20 protein-coding genes are annotated in these 15717 nt (G+C 67.3%); 13 read left to right on the top strand and 7 right to left on the bottom strand.

Translation table 11 applies throughout. The features are described 5' to 3' along the window. The first annotated feature begins 65 nt into the window (after positions 1–65). The 3 genes from JWS13_RS44945 (at position 66) to JWS13_RS44935 (ending at position 3184) form a co-directional block, all read left to right on the top strand. Positions 66–515, top strand: coding sequence for a DUF6292 family protein (locus tag JWS13_RS44945; RefSeq protein ID WP_206011479.1), 450 nt, complete (start codon positions 66–68; stop codon positions 513–515). Then, complete coding sequence (locus JWS13_RS44940) at positions 512–1678, top strand: AI-2E family transporter (RefSeq protein ID WP_124393426.1); 1167 nt, start codon at positions 512–514, stop codon at positions 1676–1678. The genes JWS13_RS44945 and JWS13_RS44940 overlap by 4 nt, the downstream gene beginning before the upstream one ends. A 120-nt stretch (positions 1679–1798) precedes the next feature. Then, positions 1799–3184, top strand: coding sequence for a WS/DGAT/MGAT family O-acyltransferase (locus tag JWS13_RS44935; RefSeq protein WP_206011478.1), 1386 nt, complete (start codon positions 1799–1801; stop codon positions 3182–3184). Positions 3185–3187: 3 nt separating this feature from the next. Here the strand turns inward: JWS13_RS44935 and JWS13_RS44930 are convergent, their stop codons facing one another. Then, positions 3188–4258, bottom strand: coding sequence for an iron-containing redox enzyme family protein (locus tag JWS13_RS44930; RefSeq protein WP_206011477.1), 1071 nt, complete (start codon positions 4256–4258; stop codon positions 3188–3190). On the opposite strand from JWS13_RS44930, the gene JWS13_RS44925 reads away from it, so the two are divergent. From JWS13_RS44925 to JWS13_RS44915, 3 genes are all read left to right on the top strand, one after another. Then, entirely contained in the window at positions 4259–4477 is a 219-nt protein-coding gene (locus JWS13_RS44925; RefSeq protein WP_206011476.1) for a CDGSH iron-sulfur domain-containing protein, read from the top strand. Between the two features lie 218 nt (positions 4478–4695). Then, positions 4696–5151, top strand: a complete 456-nt coding sequence (locus JWS13_RS44920) for an STAS domain-containing protein (protein WP_206011475.1) — start codon at positions 4696–4698, stop codon at positions 5149–5151. After that, the gene (locus JWS13_RS44915) at positions 5148–6590 is read left to right on the top strand and encodes an alpha,alpha-trehalose-phosphate synthase (UDP-forming) (protein ID WP_206011474.1); all 1443 of its coding nucleotides are present in this window, start codon (positions 5148–5150) and stop codon (positions 6588–6590) included. The genes JWS13_RS44920 and JWS13_RS44915 overlap by 4 nt, the downstream gene beginning before the upstream one ends. A gap of 18 nt (positions 6591–6608) precedes the next feature. On the opposite strand, the gene JWS13_RS44910 is transcribed toward JWS13_RS44915, so the two are convergent. The 4 genes from JWS13_RS44910 to JWS13_RS44895 form a co-directional block, all read right to left on the bottom strand. Then, positions 6609–7379: a GAF and ANTAR domain-containing protein gene (locus JWS13_RS44910; protein WP_206011473.1), complete on the bottom strand. Its 771-nt coding sequence runs from the start codon at positions 7377–7379 to the stop codon at positions 6609–6611. 179 nt (positions 7380–7558) lie between these two features. Then, complete coding sequence (locus JWS13_RS44905) at positions 7559–8356, bottom strand: SigB/SigF/SigG family RNA polymerase sigma factor (RefSeq protein ID WP_206011472.1); 798 nt, start codon at positions 8354–8356, stop codon at positions 7559–7561. Further along, a complete protein-coding gene (locus tag JWS13_RS44900) occupies positions 8356–8787 on the bottom strand; it encodes an ATP-binding protein (RefSeq protein ID WP_087557404.1) in 432 nt (143 codons plus the stop codon). Before JWS13_RS44900 ends, JWS13_RS44905 begins: the two co-directional genes overlap by 1 nt. Positions 8788–8934: 147 nt before the next feature. Continuing rightward, entirely contained in the window at positions 8935–9180 is a 246-nt protein-coding gene (locus JWS13_RS44895; protein ID WP_374229548.1) for a cold-shock protein, read from the bottom strand. 486 nt (positions 9181–9666) lie between these two features. Between JWS13_RS44895 and JWS13_RS44890 the strand changes: the two genes are divergently transcribed. The 3 genes from JWS13_RS44890 to JWS13_RS44880 all read left to right on the top strand — a co-directional run bounded on the left by JWS13_RS44890 (position 9667) and on the right by JWS13_RS44880 (position 10842). Further along, a complete protein-coding gene (locus JWS13_RS44890; protein WP_206011471.1) occupies positions 9667–10206 on the top strand; it encodes a Dps family protein in 540 nt (179 codons plus the stop codon). A 40-nt stretch (positions 10207–10246) separates the two neighbouring features. Next, positions 10247–10483, top strand: a complete 237-nt coding sequence (gene mbp1, locus JWS13_RS44885) for a microaggregate-binding protein 1 (RefSeq protein ID WP_124393437.1) — start codon at positions 10247–10249, stop codon at positions 10481–10483. A gap of 95 nt (positions 10484–10578) precedes the next feature. Continuing rightward, entirely contained in the window at positions 10579–10842 is a 264-nt protein-coding gene (locus JWS13_RS44880) for a GlsB/YeaQ/YmgE family stress response membrane protein (protein ID WP_206011470.1), read from the top strand. A gap of 72 nt (positions 10843–10914) precedes the next feature. Here the strand turns inward: JWS13_RS44880 and JWS13_RS44875 are convergent, their stop codons facing one another. After that, positions 10915–11922, bottom strand: coding sequence for a DNA topoisomerase IB (locus JWS13_RS44875; RefSeq protein ID WP_206011469.1), 1008 nt, complete (start codon positions 11920–11922; stop codon positions 10915–10917). 139 nt (positions 11923–12061) lie between these two features. On the opposite strand from JWS13_RS44875, the gene JWS13_RS44870 reads away from it, so the two are divergent. From JWS13_RS44870 to JWS13_RS44855, 4 genes are all read left to right on the top strand, one after another. Beyond that, on the top strand, positions 12062–12562 hold the full coding sequence (locus JWS13_RS44870; RefSeq protein WP_206011468.1) for a DUF6328 family protein: 501 nt from the start codon (positions 12062–12064) through the stop codon (positions 12560–12562). 66 nt (positions 12563–12628) lie between these two features. Continuing rightward, entirely contained in the window at positions 12629–12772 is a 144-nt protein-coding gene (locus tag JWS13_RS44865) for a hypothetical protein (RefSeq protein ID WP_206011977.1), read from the top strand. Between the two features lie 38 nt (positions 12773–12810). Next, positions 12811–13134 carry a hypothetical protein gene (locus tag JWS13_RS44860; protein ID WP_206011467.1) on the top strand — a complete coding sequence of 108 codons (324 nt, stop codon included), beginning with the start codon at positions 12811–12813 and terminating at the stop codon, positions 13132–13134. After that, the gene (locus tag JWS13_RS44855) at positions 13131–13712 is read left to right on the top strand and encodes a DinB family protein (protein WP_206011466.1); all 582 of its coding nucleotides are present in this window, start codon (positions 13131–13133) and stop codon (positions 13710–13712) included. Before JWS13_RS44860 ends, JWS13_RS44855 begins: the two co-directional genes overlap by 4 nt. Before the next feature lie 6 nt (positions 13713–13718). Here the strand turns inward: JWS13_RS44855 and JWS13_RS44850 are convergent, their stop codons facing one another. After that, complete coding sequence (locus tag JWS13_RS44850) at positions 13719–15452, bottom strand: cutinase family protein (RefSeq protein ID WP_206011465.1); 1734 nt, start codon at positions 15450–15452, stop codon at positions 13719–13721. Between the last annotated feature and the right edge of the window lie 265 nt (positions 15453–15717).

Below are 15717 nucleotides of genomic sequence, written 5' to 3'. Positions count from 1 at the left end.
GTGGGTGAAGTTTCAACTGTCGCGGGGCCGGGTATGTCGATCGACAAACAGCTGAGGGGTGGACCATGAAGAGCGGAACAGGCATTGCCGACACCCGCACCGTTCGGGACTACATCCACACGGTGGCCAGGAGCGTTCACGCCGATTCCATCGACTGGTGGGACTGCGACGGATTCGACGCCGTCCTCGTGCTGCCGTTCCGGTTGCACTACCTGCCCGGTCGCAACGCGGTGCTGGCCTGGAACCGGACCTTCGGCTGGTCGCTCGGCGTCGAAGGACTGGGCCGCCGCAGCGTCGTCGTGATCGACGGCCTCGGCCTCGGCCGGACGCCGTCGCCCGCCGTGTGCGCGGAACGTGCGGTGGAGTTGATCGACGACTACTGCCGGTCCACACCGGCAATGCCTGCCGCGCACGGTCCCGGCCCCGCCGCGCCGGCCGCCGCGGATCGCTGTCCCCGCATCGGCAACGCCGCCGCGGGTGGGGGACGGCGGGACAGAGTCGTCAAACGACCGTGACCGGTGGCGCCGGAGGCCACGACGACAATGTGGCCCAACCGCATTCCTCCGCGCAGGAGCAGCCGATCCTCGCCGCGGAGCAGGGCGCGGCGCGCATCAGCACGGCGGCGCATCCGCTCGGCAAGCCGGGTCCGCGGTTCGACCGCCGGTCCCCGTTCTTCATCGGCATGGCCGGGGCCGCCGGCGTCGCCGTCACGTACGCGCTGATCGAGGTCGTTCTCGCCGCCCGCGGGGTGCTGGTCCTCATCGCCGTCGCCGCCTTCCTCGCGATCGGTCTCGAACCGGCCGTGTCCTGGCTGGTGCGGCACGGGTTTCCCCGATGGGCGGCCGTCACAACGGTTTTCGTCATCGCGTTCGCGATACTGGCCGGATTCCTCGCCGCGGCGATCCCGCCGATGGTGACGCAGGGCAGCGCTCTCGTCCACAACGCCCCCGATTACCTGGGCCACCTCGAGCAGCGCTACCCCGTGCTGCAGGAACTGAGCACCCGCTTCCATCTGCAGGACGAACTGCGCCGGGCGCTCGATGCGGGCAATGTGCCGGTGGTGCTCGGCGGGATCGTCGGCGCGGGCAAGTTCGTGTTCAGCGCCATCAGCGGCACGGTGATCGTGGTCGTGCTCACCGCGTACTTCCTGGCCGACTTCGGGCACATCCGATCCTCCCTGTACCGCCTGGCCCCGAACTCGCGCCGACCGCGAACCATTCTGATCGGCGACGAGATCTTCGCGAAGGTCGGCGGCTACGTGCTCGGGAATCTCCTGATCTCGCTGATCACCGCCGTCCTCACGTTCGTGTGGCTCGTCGCATTCGACGTCCCCTACCCGCTGCTGCTGGCCGTCCTCGTCGCCGTCCTGGATCTGATTCCGGTGGTCGGTTCCACCCTCGCCGGTGTCGTGGTGGCCCTCGTAGCCCTGACCGTGTCGCTGCCGGTGTCCCTGGCGACCATCGTCTTCTTCATCGCCCTCCGCCTGTTCGAGGACTATCTCCTCGTTCCCCGGATCATCGGCCGCACCGTCAAGGTGCCCCCGATGGTCACCGTCGTCGCCGTCCTCATCGGCGGAGCGCTGCTGGGGATCGTCGGGGCGCTGCTCGCGATTCCGGTCGCCGCCGCCGTCCTGCTCCTCGCCCGCGAGACGGTGTTTCCGCAGCTCGACCGGCGCTGAGGAGGCGCGCCGCGAAAACGGCCCTGTGGAAGAAGTTTCCATGTTCTGCTTACCCTGGAGACGTGGGATGCGCCGGGGCATGCTCGGGGTCGTGTCCCGAGCATGAGAAAGAGGCGCTGCATGTCGGTGATGAGTCCCACCGAGGCGATGTTCGTGCTGTTCGAAACACCCTCGCATCCCATGCACATGGGTGCGCTCGAACTGTTCGAACCGCCGCGCGAATCGGGACCCGATCACGCCCGGGTCATGTATGAGGCGCTGATCTCGCAGGAAGGTGCGTCCGACACGTTCCGCCGGCGCGCCGTCCGCCCGCTGCGCGGCGCCAGTTACCCGTGGTGGTCGTTCGACGACCGCATCGACCTCGGCTACCACGTGCGGCACACGGCGGTGCCGGGGCGGGGTCGCATGGAGGACCTGCTGTCGCTGGTGTCCCAGATGCACGGCATGCCGCTCGATCCGCAACACCCGATGTGGGAGATCCATGTCATCGAGGGCCTCGCCGACGGGCGGACGGCCGTGTTCTCGAAGATCCACCTGTCGCTGATGGACGGGCCGGCAGGGCTGCGGCTCCTCCACCACGCACTGTCGACCGACCCCGACGCCCGCGACTGCCCCGCACCGTGGATGCCCGGGGTGACCGGGACGTCGCGGCGCGAATCCGCGCTGCTCGTCGCCGCGGTCCGGGCCGGGGTGCGGGCGGCCACCAGCATCGTCGGGGTGCTGCCCGCGCTTGCGAAAGTCGCGTACGACGGTGTCCGCGACCAGCATCTGACGCTGCCCTTGCAGTCACCGCCCACGATGCTCAACGTTCCCGTCGGCCGGGCCCGGAAACTGGCGGCGCGATCGTGGCCGATCCGGCGTCTGGTGTCGGTGGCCGCCGCCGCCCGCACCACCATCAACGCGGTGGTGCTCGCCATGTGCTCGGGGGCGCTGCGCCACTATCTCCTCGAGCAGTACGCGCTGCCGGAAGCGCCGTTGACGGCGATGCTGCCGGTCCCGCTCGACCTCGGCGGCACCATGATCGGGCCGCGCGGCCGCGACCACGGGGTCGGCGCGATGGTCGTCGGGCTCGCCACGGACGAATCGGATCCGGCCGCCCGCCTCGCCCGCATCAGCGAATCGGTCGAGCACACCAACCGGGTGTTCGGGGCGCTGAGCCACACCCAGTTCCAGGTGATGAGCGCGCTGGCGATCAGCCCGATCCTGCTCGAGCCTGTCCGCCGGTTCGTCGACGACACTCCCCCACCGTTCAACGTCATGATCTCGTACATGCCGGGCCCGTCGCGGCCGCGGTACTGGAACGGCGCCCGCCTGGACGCGGTGTACCCGGCGCCGACGGTCCTCGGCGGTCAGGCGCTGAGCATCACCCTCACCAGCCGGTCCGGTCAGCTCGACGTCGGGGTTGTCGGCGATCGGAACGCCGTTCCGCACCTCCAGCGGATCATCACGCATCTGGAGACGTCGCTGACCGATCTCGAGAACGCGGTCGCCGCGTCCGGCACCTGACCGCTACCCGGCCGGTTGCCGCAGGGACGTGCGATCGAGGTCCCAGCACCGGGTGACGTGGTCGCCGACCAGGTCGTCGAACGCCAGACATGCCGCGGCGCCCAGCAGCACGTCGTCGCCGACCGCGGGCCGTGCGGTGACCAGTCCGCCGGCGAGGTCCCGGCACACGATCTGCTCGTGCACGGAATCGGCCTCCACGTGCTCGTCGAAGAACAGAGTGGCCGCCTTCCCGAATCCGAGCCGACGTAGACCGGCGGCGTACTTCTTACTCGGCAACGCGGACGTGGTCTCCACCGCGCACAGGTGCCCCACCAGAGCGCCGAGACGACTGCGATGGAGGCCGAACAGGGACAGCGCGTTCAGGGATGCCAGCGTCACGGCGGGCACCGCATCGACGTAGTGCGCGTACGCGTCGGAGAGTCCGAGTTCACGCATCGTCGTCGCGAACAAGGCCGAGTGCATGCGCTCGGGTCGCCCGCCACCGTATTCGTCGGACTGCACCTCCACCAACGCCGCCTTCGGTGCGCCCGCGAGCCGCGGAATGCCGAGTGTGTGCACGTCCGCCTCGCGCAACTGGTTGAGGGAGCGGTGGATCAGCAGTTCCCGGAACTGGGTGAGATCCGCGTCGTGGGCCATGTGCCCGGACAGTCCCGGCGCCGTGCTGGGGGCGGTCATCTCCCACAGCGTCGCGACCACGTCGTCGGCGCCCGTCGGCGGGTTCGCGAGCACGCGGATCGCGGCATCGAACGGCACCTCCAGCGCCGCCCGGGCCGCGATGAGGTCGCTGTTCCACTCCCACCGGTCATCGACGCCGGCGATCCCCTGCAGGTGCAGTTCGTACAGGGCGGTCAGGCAGATCTGCGCGTCCTCGTCGAACAGGAACGCACGCGGGTCGTCGCGCTCCGCCGCGGCGAGGGTGCGCGCCGTCACCACGAACGGTTCGGTATCGGCGGTGTCTCCGCGCAGAATGGGGAACAGGAGACCGCTGACGGGACCGCGCGGCGCCGGACAGGGCATGGACGTTCCCGATTGCGGCACCGTGCCCGACGCCGACCGAGAGTGCAAGGTGGTCATATGAACTCCATTCCCACATCCGGGCCCGGCGAATCCGACGTGACCATCACCGTCTGCCCTGACGGCCCGCTCCTGGTGCGTGGTGCGGCGCGGATCCTCGACACCGAAGGTAACCCGATCGGCGGCGATCGGGCCACCGTGGCACTGTGCCGGTGCGGGCGGACGAGCATCGCCCCGTTCTGCGACAGTTCGCACAAGAAGCGGCGGCGTCGCCCGTAGAGCCGACAGTGCCCGGCGAGACGCGCAGTGGCGCAACCGAAAACGATAATGGCCGCGTATGGAGGTGATCCGAAGGCAGAAAGCCTCCTGCCGCCGTCGGCAGAATGAGGTAACGTCGGAGACCTGCACGGTTGAGCCCCCAGCCGCAATGGACGGGCACGGTTCACGCGCCTTCTTTCGTGCCGGTCTCCCTCGTCGCTCGACCGTGAGGAAACGACATGAAATCTGTTCTCAGCGCGCTGCCGACACCCAACGACCCCGCCGCGAATACGACGCTGTTCAGCTGGGCCGCTGAGACCGAACAGGGGCGGCTCTCCGTCGACAATGCGCCGGGTGCCGGCGGAATCCTCGTCGTCCGGATCTCCGGCGACATCGACGTCACCACCCTCCCGTCGTTCGGGAGTCATCTCGCGGAAGCGATCGACGAGCGGTTACCGTTCGTACTCGACCTCTCCGGCGTCCAATTCCTGTGTGCGTCGGCGCTGCCGATACTGGAGGTCATGTCCGCCCGCGCTCACCGGCTCGCCGTGCCGTGGGCGGTGACCGGGAACAACGCTCTCCGCAGGCCGTTGACCGCGATGAACATGGCCGCGGCCATCCCCTTCTGCACAAATCTCGAGGACGCGTACCGGCTGGTCGCCGCAGGAATGCAGCAGGGTGGGCGCTCGGCGTGACCGATTCCGCTCCGCACGGCACGTCCGACTTCGTGGTGGTCGCCAACCGGCTGCCCGTCGACATGGAGACTCTCGACGACGGAACGACACGCTGGAAACGCAGCCCCGGAGGCCTCGTCACAGCCCTCGAGCCGATCCTTCTCGACCGGGAACGCGGTTCCTGGGTGGGCTGGCCCGGGGTGCCGGACACGAAGGTCGAACCGATCGTCTCCGGTGGGATCGACCTGTACCCGGTGGAATTGAGTTCGGACGAGGTGTCGCGGTACTACGAGGGTTTCTCGAACGCGACTCTGTGGCCGCTGTTCCACGACGTCCTGGTGGCCCCGGTCTTCGACCGGGACTGGTGGCACACCTACTTGGAGGTGAATCGCCACTTCGCCGAGGAGACGGCGCGCACGGCGGCCCAAGGCGCCACCGTGTGGGTGCAGGACTATCAACTCCAGTTGGTGCCGCGCCTGCTCCGGGAGATGCGTCCCGATCTGACCATCGGGTTCTTCCTTCACATCCCGTTCCCGCCTGTCGAACTGTTCATGCAGCTGCCGTGGCGTAAGGAGATCGTGGAGGGGCTTCTCGGGGCCGACCTCATCGGTTTCCATCTGCCCGGGGGCGCCCACAACTTCCTGTTCCTGGCCCGCAGGCTGCTGGGACTCGACGCCACCTCGGCAGGCGTCGGGGTGCGCGGTGCGCTCGGCCGGGTGACGCTCGACGACCGTGTCGTGCAGGTCGGTGCGTTCCCCATCTCCGTCGACTCCCGGCAACTCGTCGACCAGGCCACCGACCCCGCCGTCGTCGAACGGGCCGCGGAGATCCGCCGGGAGCTCGGGAACCCCCGGAAGATCCTCCTCGGCGTCGACCGGCTCGACTACACGAAGGGCATCGACCTGCGGCTGTCGGCGCTCGGTGAACTGCTCGACGAGGGGCGTCTCGACCCGTCCGACACAGTGATGGTGCAACTCGCCACCCCGAGCCGTGAACGCGTCGAGCACTACATGAAGATGCGCAGTTCCATCGAGGAGCAGGTCAGCCGCATCAACGGCGATCACGGGCAGATCGGCCGTCCGGTGGTGCACTACCTCTACCAGCCGGTCGATCGCAGCGAGCTGATCGCACTGTTCCTCGCCGCCGACGTCATGCTCGTCACCCCGATGCGCGACGGAATGAATCTCGTGGCGAAGGAATACGTCGCCTGCCGGGCCGACCTGGGCGGTGCGCTGGTCCTCAGCGAATTCGCGGGGGCCGCCGCCGAGCTCCGGGGCGCCTACCTGGTGAACCCGCACGACCTCGACGGCGTGAAGAACACGATCGTCGCCGCACTCGACCAGGAGCGGGAACAGGGACGGCGCCGCATGTCGCGGCTGCACCGGCAGGTGCTCGACCACGACGTGCACCGGTGGGCGCAGTCCTTCCTCGGCGCGCTGGCCCCTGCCACCACCGACTGATCACCGTCCCGCCGGGCCTCACTCCTGATTCGTCGTCACCGATTCGACGATGCGGCGCGCCACCTCCGCCAACTTCACGTGCTCCTGCTGCGACTGTGCGACGAGTATCTCGAACGCCCGATCCGCGGACACACCCCGCAGTGCCATCACGATCCCCTTGGCCTGCTCGATGACCGCGCGGCTCTTCATGGCCCGCGTGAGGCCCGTCACCTCGTTCCTGGCCAACTCCACATTGCGCGCGCTCCTGAGCAACCCCTCGATCGCTGTGGTGTAGACGAGGAGCACCACGGCGTCGAGTTCACTGAAACCGTGATCGCCCTGCCCGTAGATATTGAGGGTCCCGGCGAGGGCCTCGTCGACGGCCAGCGGCGCAGACAGGAAACTGCGCATGCCCGCCTGGTCCAGGTTGTCGGCGAGGGACGGCCACCGCGTCGCGGCCTCCCCGAGTCTTGCCTTGACGACCTTCCGTGTGCCCGCGACACCGAAGTAGTCGCCGTCGATGGCCTGGAAGTTCTCGATGTCGATCTGCCGGACCGCCTCGTCCGTGAAGGCGACGGTCTCGACGCGTCCGTCGCGCAGCAACGAAACTCCGGCCATGTCGGCGCCGGCGAGCGCGTCCACCACCTGCTCGCAGACCCGTTGCAGCAGCAGACCCATCTCCACCTGTGAACCGGAGTTCCGATTGAACTCGTCCAACGCGGTTGCCAAGGAGCCCAATTGGGCAGCGATCGTTGCCCCGTCCAGTTCGGGGAACATCGACTCAGGGCGCTCACCCGCAGTCTCGGCCATTCTCGGATACACCTCGGATTCCGGGTGTAACCGACAGGACACCCACTGAACGAACGCAGCAGTTGTCTCTACCGTCGAGAAGACTTTACTCGACCCGGGAACCGACTTCGTCCACCGATCCCGTCGCCGGGCGCGACCGGGTTCACCGGACGCGGTTCGAACGAGCCGATCCGGTCCGCTCAGCCGCCGCCCAACTGCTCCCGCAGCCCGGACAGGGTGCGTGCCAGGATCCGCGAGACCTGCATCTGTGAGACGCCCACGCGCTGCGCAATTTCCGTCTGCGTCATCGATCCGAAGAAGCGCAACATCAGCACTCGGCGTTCGAGCGGCGGAAGTTTCTCCAGCGCCGGCCGCACCGAGGCGTGACTCTCCACGTTCGCGAGCTCCGGGTCCTCCTCGCCGAGTGTCTCGGCGAGGGGAAGGTCGTCGGGGTCATCTCCCATGGCCGCATCCATCGACAAAGTTTGGTAGGCATTCTTCGCGAGCAGGCCCTCGGACACTTCCCGGACGTCGAGTTCGAGTTCGGCGGCGATCTCACTCGCCGACGGCGACCGCCCCAGTTCCTGCGACAACTCGTCGACGGCCTTGGCGATCAACGCGTGGAGTTCCTGCATGCGCCGGGGCACCCGCATCGACCACCCGGTGTCCCGGAAGTACCGGCGAACCTCACCCATGATCGTGGGCACCGCGTAGGACACGAAATCGAAGCCGCGGTCCGGGTCGAAGCGGTCGACCGCCTTCACCAGCCCGAGCCGCGCGACCTGAAGCAGGTCCTCGTGTGCCTCGCCGCGACCGCCGAACCGGCGGGCGATGTGATCGGCCAGCGGGAGACAACGGGTGATGATCTCGTCGCGCAGCGCGGACGCCTCCCCGGACGACTCCTCCAGGGTGCGCAGGCGCGCCACCGCGGGCGCCACGTCCTTGTAGTCGTCTCTGCCGGGACGGTGCCGTTCGCTGCGTTCCGAAACCGGTGACACTAGTTGGTGCCCCGGTATTTGACCAGTTCCACCGCCACGGTCCGTTCGACGGACCCGTTGCCGACGGGCCCCTCCGACACCGACACCGCATTCATCAACGTCTCGAGCACGTGCCACCCGAAACTCTCCCGGTTGGGCACTCCGCGTCGGCTGAGGGGTGCACTGATCGTCACGTGCAACCCGGTTTCCGTCACGGCGAAGGAGCACGTCAGTTCGGCACTTCCCGGCGTAGCCGCGATCAGTTCCGAACACACCTCGTCCACGGCGAGTTTGATATCGGCGACGTCGTCGAGCGTGAAGTCTCCCAGAACGGCGAGAGTTTCCGCCACGGCGCGCACCACAGGCAATTGTTCGAACTCCGCCGCCACACGAAGTTCCACGGGCACACCGGATCTCGTTTTCATTCGTCTAACCTCGTCGACCTCGGCCATCTGCACTCCACGTCTGTGTCGTCGGTTTCTGCGACTCTCGGCAGCGTACCCAGCTGCCGCGGCCCTCAACCCGCCGGCGAACGAAAGTGCGAACGTGTCCCGAATGTGTCTCTGAAGTGAGGTTCGACGAACCCGATCCGGTGGGTCTCAGGCGATCCGGACGTCGCGTGCCTGGTTGCCGGTGTCGGTGCGGCAGACGGTGAAGCTGACGCGCTGCCCGTCGACGAGGATGCGGTGACCGTCTCCGGCAATTTCGGAGACGTGGACGAAGACGTCGTCGGATCCGTCGGCCGGGGCGAGGAACCCGAAACCCTGGTCGGCGTTGAACCATCGCACCGTGCCGGTCAGCAGAGCCGTCGACGGGCGGGCGGGCAGTGTGTCGCCGGCGCTCATCGTGCCGCCCTCCGATCGGCCAGGCCTCGGAGCGCGGCGCCGCCCCCCAGGCTCGCAACGAGCAGAACCACAAGCAGAGCCACGTTGAGCATTGCTCCTCCTCGGCATGCGCACTGTCGACCCGCTGGTCGAATCAACCCGAAAATAGTGCGTCTGTTCCAGGTCCGGGGCGGTTCGGGCCGAGCGTTTGCAGAATCGAGATCTGGCGGACACAACGCATCCACGTCTCTCGCCACAGAAGATCTGATTTGCTGGACATAGATTTTGTAGTACGGTCGAAGCGACGGAACTTCAGCGATCGAGTCGAGAACGCTGGGCGACACGATTACAGAAGTTGCCGGCGACGTAGGGGCCCGTGATTCGACACCTTCGGACACGGGTACGCGGTGAGTTCACCAGGCGCCGCCCCGACACGCAGGCGACCGAACGGGGCATCCACGCCTCGGAGTTCCGCAGGCAGTCAGTAAGCGAAAGAGAGGACCGAGAATGTCGAAGTTCACCGTGCCAGGTCTTTCCGACGAGCAGGGAGCGCGAGTCGCCGACATCCTGCAGAAGCGGCTCAGCGCCTACAACGATCTGCATCTGACGCTCAAGCACGTTCACTGGAATGTGGTGGGTCCGAACTTCATCGGCGTACACGAGATGATCGACCCTCAGGTCGAGTTGGTGCGCGGCTACGCAGACGCGGTTGCCGAACGCATCGCCGCCCTGGGGAAGTCGCCCGACGGCACACCGGCCGCCATCACACGCGACCGCACGTGGGACGACTACTCGGTGAACCGCGACACGGCGCAGGCGCACCTCGGTGCCCTCGACCTCGTGTACAGCGGCGTCGTCGAGGACAACCGCAAGGCGATCGCCGAAACCGGCGACCTCGACCCGATCACCGAGGACCTCCTCATCGGCCAGACCGGCGAACTAGAGAAGTTCCAGTGGTTCGTGCGCGCCCACCTCGAGAACTCCGGCGGCAGCCTCTCCACCAATGGCGCGCACTCCGAGAAGCAGGCCGCCTCGCAAGCGCGCTGAGCACGGATCGACCTTCCCCCACTACCGAAAGGTGACGAACATGGCCGAGAACAACAGCGGACCGGCAGAGGCCGTCAAGGGCGTCGTCGAAGACGTCAAGGGCAAAGCGAAGGAAGCCGCGGGCGCGGTGACCGGTCAGGACGACCTCACCCGCGAGGGCAAAGCGCAGCAGGACAAAGCCGCCGCCCAGCGCGAGGCCGCCGCGAAGGAAGCCGAAGCGGAGAAGGCCCGCGGCAAGGCCGAGGCGCAGGAAGCACGCCAGCGCGCCGAACAGTGACACGCTGCGGGCCGCGACCCGGCCCGCACCGGGCGTCTCCGCTCCGAGTGACACCGGCGACCACCGGTGTCACTCTCCCCTGAAAGGACTGATACGTGCTAGGACTGGGAATTCTGGGCTGGATCATCATCGGCGGTCTCGCCGGATGGATCGGCAGCAAGATCATGAAGACCGACGCCCAGATGGGGATCATCCTCAACATCGTCGTCGGAATCGTCGGCGGACTCCTCGGCGGCTTCATCCTCAGCCTCTTCGGCACCGACGTCGAAGGCGGCGGTCTCTGGTTCAGCTTCTTCACCTGCCTCCTCGGCGCGGTGATACTCCTGTTCCTGGTCAAGCTCGTGACCGGGCGACGTTAGACGTTTGCCTTCCGCAACCGAGCCTGCCCATCACACGATGGGCAGGCTCGGTTTGTTCGTCATCCGGCCCGGTCATCGCCCCAGCAACCGGATCACCGCCCTCTCCACCACTTCCCGCTCGGCGTCCTCCGACGACGCCCGCCGGGCTCGTCGCAACGCCGACGCGATGGTGTGCCCCGAGTCGAACGCGGTGATCACCCGCGGATCGACGTAGGACGTCCGCGCGACCTGCGGGGTATTGCCCAACACGCCCGCGACCTCGCGCATCACCTCGGTTTCCGCGGAACTGCGGGCCCGCTTCGACGAGGCCGCACCGATGTCCGCGAACGCCACCGCGGCTATCACGGTCGCGTGCCAGGTCCGAAGATCCTTGACCGTGTACTCGTCCCCCGCCACGTCCTTGAACCGGGCATTGACGTCGTCGGCATGTACCTCGAAACACGCGCCGCCCCTGCGATAGACGAGAAGCCGATCGCTCGGCGGCGCGTCCGCACGCAATAGCGAACGCAGGGCGGTCGCGAGGGCGGCGTCTTCGAACGCCAGAGTCCGCTGAACCCCGCTCTTGGCCGGGAAGTCGAGTTGCACTTCGTCGGCCCGCACGGTGACGTGTTCGCGCAGCAGTGTCGCGACACCCCGTGAACCGTGCTCCTCGGCGTACTCCTCGCCGCCGATCCGCAGGACACCGCGATCGAGCATCCGCAGCGCGACCGCCTCGACGCGGTACCTCCCTCTGCCTCGGCGCCGCAGCGCTTCCCCCACGTGCTCCCGCCATTCCGGCAGGCGCGCGGCGAGCGACAGCACCCGGTCGTATTTCTCCTCGTCGCGTTCCTGCCGCCACCGTTCGTGGTACAGGTACTGGCGGCGTCCCGCGGCATCCACACCGACCGCCTGAATATGACCGTTCGCGTGCGGGCATATCCACACCTTCCGCCAGGCAGGCGGGATGACCAGAGCGTCGATCCGAGCCCTGTCGTCATCCGACACCGTGGACGACCCGTCGGGCGTCTCGTACGAGAAGCCCCGGCCCCGCCGTCGCCGGCGAATGCCCTGCGAGGACGGATCGCTGTGGCGCAATCGCATCTGGGCCCCTCCCCTCTGTCCGCGTCGGATCGTGCAAGGTCTCCGGATCTCGTGATACCCACGTAGCCACAACGCCACGCGATCCGCGGATTTCGAGCGAACCAGTGGTCTCGCACCTGCAATGGGGTATTCGTTAGGGATGGACAGTGGAGGACCGGAGCGCGACGACGCGGACTGGAATTACCGCGCCCGCCACGAGACGGAGACTCAGCGGCTCGACCGGAACTGGAGCGGGCTTCTCCAGGAACTACGGGTCGTGCAGACCGGTGTGCAACTCCTCACCGGCTTCCTGCTGACGCTGCCATTCCAGCAACGTTTCGAGGACCTCTCGGACAGCGAGGTCGCCATCTATCTGGCGACGGTCGCCCTCTCGGTGACGTCGACCATGCTGCTGGTCGCGCCCGTCGGTCTGCACCGCATGCTCTTCCGCAGGCACGCACTCCCGGAACTCGTCGCAGCCTCGCATCGGCTCGCGATCTGCGGCATCGCCACCCTGGGCCTTGCACTGATCGGTGTGGTGGCGTTGATCTTCAGCTTCGTGATCTCCCCTCTCGCCGGAGGCGTCGCCGCCGCAGCGGCACTGGTCATGTTCTGCGGACTCTGGGGTTTCGCCGCGGTCCTGCAGTCGCGGCATCGGTGAGCCCGCGTTTTGGTCTCACGGCTTCCGGGTAGGCGAAGCCGGGGGCAACGGAAGGAAACGGTGATCGTGTCCGAGAGCACGCACGACGACAAGGACGAACCGAAAGGCGGCCGCCCGGGCCCAGCTGATCACGGCAAGGACGGCGGCATGGCCACGAGAGAGAACGCGCCCGAGTTGACGGAGGACTCCGCCGACACCGAGACCGATTGACCAACCCAGAATTGCCGCTCGACCACAGGAGGAATGGTGTGACGTATCAGCCCGACAACGGACCCAGCCGTGAGTTGAACTCCGAATTCCGTCCACAGGACGATGCCCACACCATGCGCAATCGCGTCGGTGAAGCGATCGCCGACGGCCGGAACTGGCCCGGGTACATCCTGATCGCCGCCGGAATCGCCGTGCTCGGGTTGACCCTGGTCGCGGCAGGCTACGGGTTCGAAGGCTGGGCGCTGATCGGCGAAATCGCCTGCGTCCTGTGCCTCGTGCTCGGCACCGTCCTCGTTCTCCTCGAACGGCGGCGCGTCAAAGCACTGGAAGGCGGGACACTGACGGATCAGGAAGGGCATTGACCGATCCGAAGGCGGACCTCCACGACTATCTCCAGGCCGCACGGGATGCCCTGCTCTGGAAGCTGGACGGGTTGTCCGAGTATGACATCCGCCGACCGATGACCGCGACCGGCACGAACCTGCTGGGGCTGGTCAAACACCTGACCGGAGTAGAGATCGGCTACTTCGGGGCGCCCTTCGGCCGAGCCGTGGAATTCCCGCCGTGGGTGACCGACGACGCCGAAAACAATGTGGACATGTGGGCGACCGCCGACGAGTCCCGCGACCACGTCCTCGGCCTGTATCGCAAGGTATGGAAGCACACGGACGCCACCATCCGCGCGCTGCCACTCGACGCGCCCGGCCGGATACCGCACTGGCCGGAAGACCGCCGCGACGTCACGCTCCATCGGATTCTCGTGCACGTGATCGCCGAGACTCACCGGCACGCGGGGCACGCCGACATCGTCCGGGAACTCGTCGACGGGACTGTCGGACTGAGAGCGGACAACGACAACTTGCCTACAGCAGATCGCACGTGGTGGGAGAACTACCGGGCCCGCCTCGAACGGACGGCGCGGGAAGCCGGCCAGGGCTGACCGCGTTCACCCGGCCGCCGGTTGCACAGTCGTCGTGGTGACGACCACCGTGGTCGTCGTCACCGACTCCGCTGCCGTGGTCGTCGTGGGTTCCGCCGTGGTGGTGGCCACCGCGGAGGGTTCCGAAACGGCCTGCGGTGCAGACGGCGACGTCGTGGTTGCGGCGGCCACCTCCACGGCTGTCGTGGGTTCCGGCGACGTCGTGGATGCGACCGTCGTGGGTGCCGGTGTACTGGTGGTCGTCGTGGTTGCACTGACCGACTTGCTGACCGGATTGCTCGCCAACTCGGGCTTCTTCGCGTCGGCGGTGGTGGTGGGTGCGACCTTCGCTGCTTCCGCGTCCTTCGTCGAGGCGGCGGCGAGTTTCGCGGTCGGCTGCTCCGTCGCCGCCGTGCGCGCCTCGCCCTTCTCCGCTTCCTGCGCGAGGTGCGTCAGCCAGGCCGCTGCGTACTGCGCAGACGTCAGCGGTTTCCCGTTCCCTGCGTTCGCGTCACGCCAGTAGTCGAAGTGGTGGCCAGTCCCCTCCCCCAGCGTCTGCTGGTACGGATCGCTCATCGCCACCTGGATCGTGTTCTGGTTGTCCGCGATGAACCCGATGATCTCGTTCCGCACCTTCGCGGGCAGGTAGACGAGGTCTACCGCCTGATTGGACGAGATCGGACCGGCCTGCGTGTTCGATTGCGTCGCAGCGGAATCGGCGGGCTTGTATGCCGGATCCGACACCTTGACCAACACGTCGAGGAACGTCTCGTCGGACTGCATCCAATTGTCCTGCGACTGGATGTCCGCGAACGCGGCGAGGGCGATCTGCCCGAGTACCACCGCTAGATCCTGTCCTGTCGCCGGTGTCAGACCCTCCTTCTGCAGCGCGTCGACGTTCAACTGCCGTCCCGCGTTGATGGCGAGTTGTAGCAGCGCAATGTTCTCGGGTGCGGAGCAGGTCAGATCGCCTTCCGAGCAGAACGATGCCACCTTCCCGTCCAACGCGCCGAAACTGCCGGACGTCCCGGGCAGGGCACCGCGTCCGGCGGTGCCGGTCTGACCCGACTGGTAGGCGAGATCGAAACCGTCGGGATTGCGGAATTCGTTCTCGGCGCCCGGAAATGCTCCTTCGCCGAGATTGCGGCCGGCGTCCGCCAGGATGACGACACCGACAACGGAAGCGGGATCGAGGATTTCGTACGAACCGTCCTGACCGTCCTGGTTCCCGACTTCCATCGCAACCCGACGCGCTACGTCGGCGCCTTCGCTGTAGCCGACGATCGAGAATTTGGTGTCCGGGCACGACGCATGAATGGAACGCATGACCGTTTCGGCGTTGTCGACGCCGGCGTTCACGGCGTCCTCGTAAGAGTTCATGTTCGCCGGATACTCGACGTACACCGCGGCGTAGGACCCTCCGCCGACGGACTGTTGCGGCGCGTTCACCACCTCATCGATCCAGGGACTGGCGTAGTTGCTGGAGTACGACGCGGGAAGCGGCGTGCCGTCGGGTGCCACGAGCATCTGGTGGGTCCCCGGCCTCGGGCTGTCACCGCGGCCGGCCACAGCGATGCTGACCATGTCGTAGCACGCGTTCGAGGCCGCCGCGGTCAAGGCTGTCGCCGTCGTGGCGGGTGAGCCCGGGTTCGACCACGGTGTCACGAGCAGCGCCGCCAGTCCCAGTGCGCCAGGGGCGACCAGAGTGCCTGCGATCCTTCGTCGATGCGCGACCTTGCGTGCTGAAACGCGACGTTTCATGGTCTACCCCATCCATTCGTGGCGCGTGCCGAACACCCGAGTAGGTGTCAACGCGTTAACAGACAAGTCGCGCAACGCCGCAGCGGTGTTACACGGTGCCCGGCAGACGTCGCGTCAGGATGCTCGGAAATGCACGGTGACGGTCGGCCTCCGGTCGGTCACCGTCGACGCGATCCACCGGTGGTTGTCGCCGTTCTGGCAGAATTGGGCGGACGTCGCTCGAACTGCGGCGCCCGGTTTACGCCGCGTTGTCGCACCTCGGGAG

It is taken from the genome of Rhodococcus pseudokoreensis (assembly GCF_017068395.1).
Lineage (GTDB): Bacteria > Actinomycetota > Actinomycetes > Mycobacteriales > Mycobacteriaceae > Rhodococcus_F > Rhodococcus_F pseudokoreensis.
Note: the sequence above shows the minus strand (reverse complement) of the source record. Positions and strands in the feature narration are given on the sequence as shown.

Excerpts from the sequence above, each read along its gene's own strand:
- JWS13_RS44945 (WP_206011479.1), top strand. The coding sequence starts at position 66 with ATGAAGAGCGGAACAGGCATTGCCGACACCCGCACCGTTCGGGACTAC.
- JWS13_RS44935 (WP_206011478.1), top strand. The coding sequence starts at position 1,799 with ATGTCGGTGATGAGTCCCACCGAGGCGATGTTCGTGCTGTTCGAAACA.
- JWS13_RS44930 (WP_206011477.1), bottom strand. The coding sequence starts at position 4,258 with ATGACCACCTTGCACTCTCGGTCGGCGTCGGGCACGGTGCCGCAATCG.
- JWS13_RS44925 (WP_206011476.1), top strand. The coding sequence starts at position 4,259 with ATGAACTCCATTCCCACATCCGGGCCCGGCGAATCCGACGTGACCATC.
- JWS13_RS44920 (WP_206011475.1), top strand. The coding sequence starts at position 4,696 with ATGAAATCTGTTCTCAGCGCGCTGCCGACACCCAACGACCCCGCCGCG.
- JWS13_RS44910 (WP_206011473.1), bottom strand. The coding sequence starts at position 7,379 with ATGGCCGAGACTGCGGGTGAGCGCCCTGAGTCGATGTTCCCCGAACTG.
- JWS13_RS44900 (WP_087557404.1), bottom strand. The coding sequence starts at position 8,787 with ATGGCCGAGGTCGACGAGGTTAGACGAATGAAAACGAGATCCGGTGTG.
- JWS13_RS44895 (WP_374229548.1), bottom strand. The coding sequence starts at position 9,180 with ATGAGCGCCGGCGACACACTGCCCGCCCGCCCGTCGACGGCTCTGCTG.
- JWS13_RS44890 (WP_206011471.1), top strand. The coding sequence starts at position 9,667 with ATGTCGAAGTTCACCGTGCCAGGTCTTTCCGACGAGCAGGGAGCGCGA.
- mbp1 (WP_124393437.1), top strand. The coding sequence starts at position 10,247 with ATGGCCGAGAACAACAGCGGACCGGCAGAGGCCGTCAAGGGCGTCGTC.
- JWS13_RS44875 (WP_206011469.1), bottom strand. The coding sequence starts at position 11,922 with ATGCGATTGCGCCACAGCGATCCGTCCTCGCAGGGCATTCGCCGGCGA.
- JWS13_RS44870 (WP_206011468.1), top strand. The coding sequence starts at position 12,062 with ATGGACAGTGGAGGACCGGAGCGCGACGACGCGGACTGGAATTACCGC.
- JWS13_RS44850 (WP_206011465.1), bottom strand. The coding sequence starts at position 15,452 with ATGAAACGTCGCGTTTCAGCACGCAAGGTCGCGCATCGACGAAGGATC.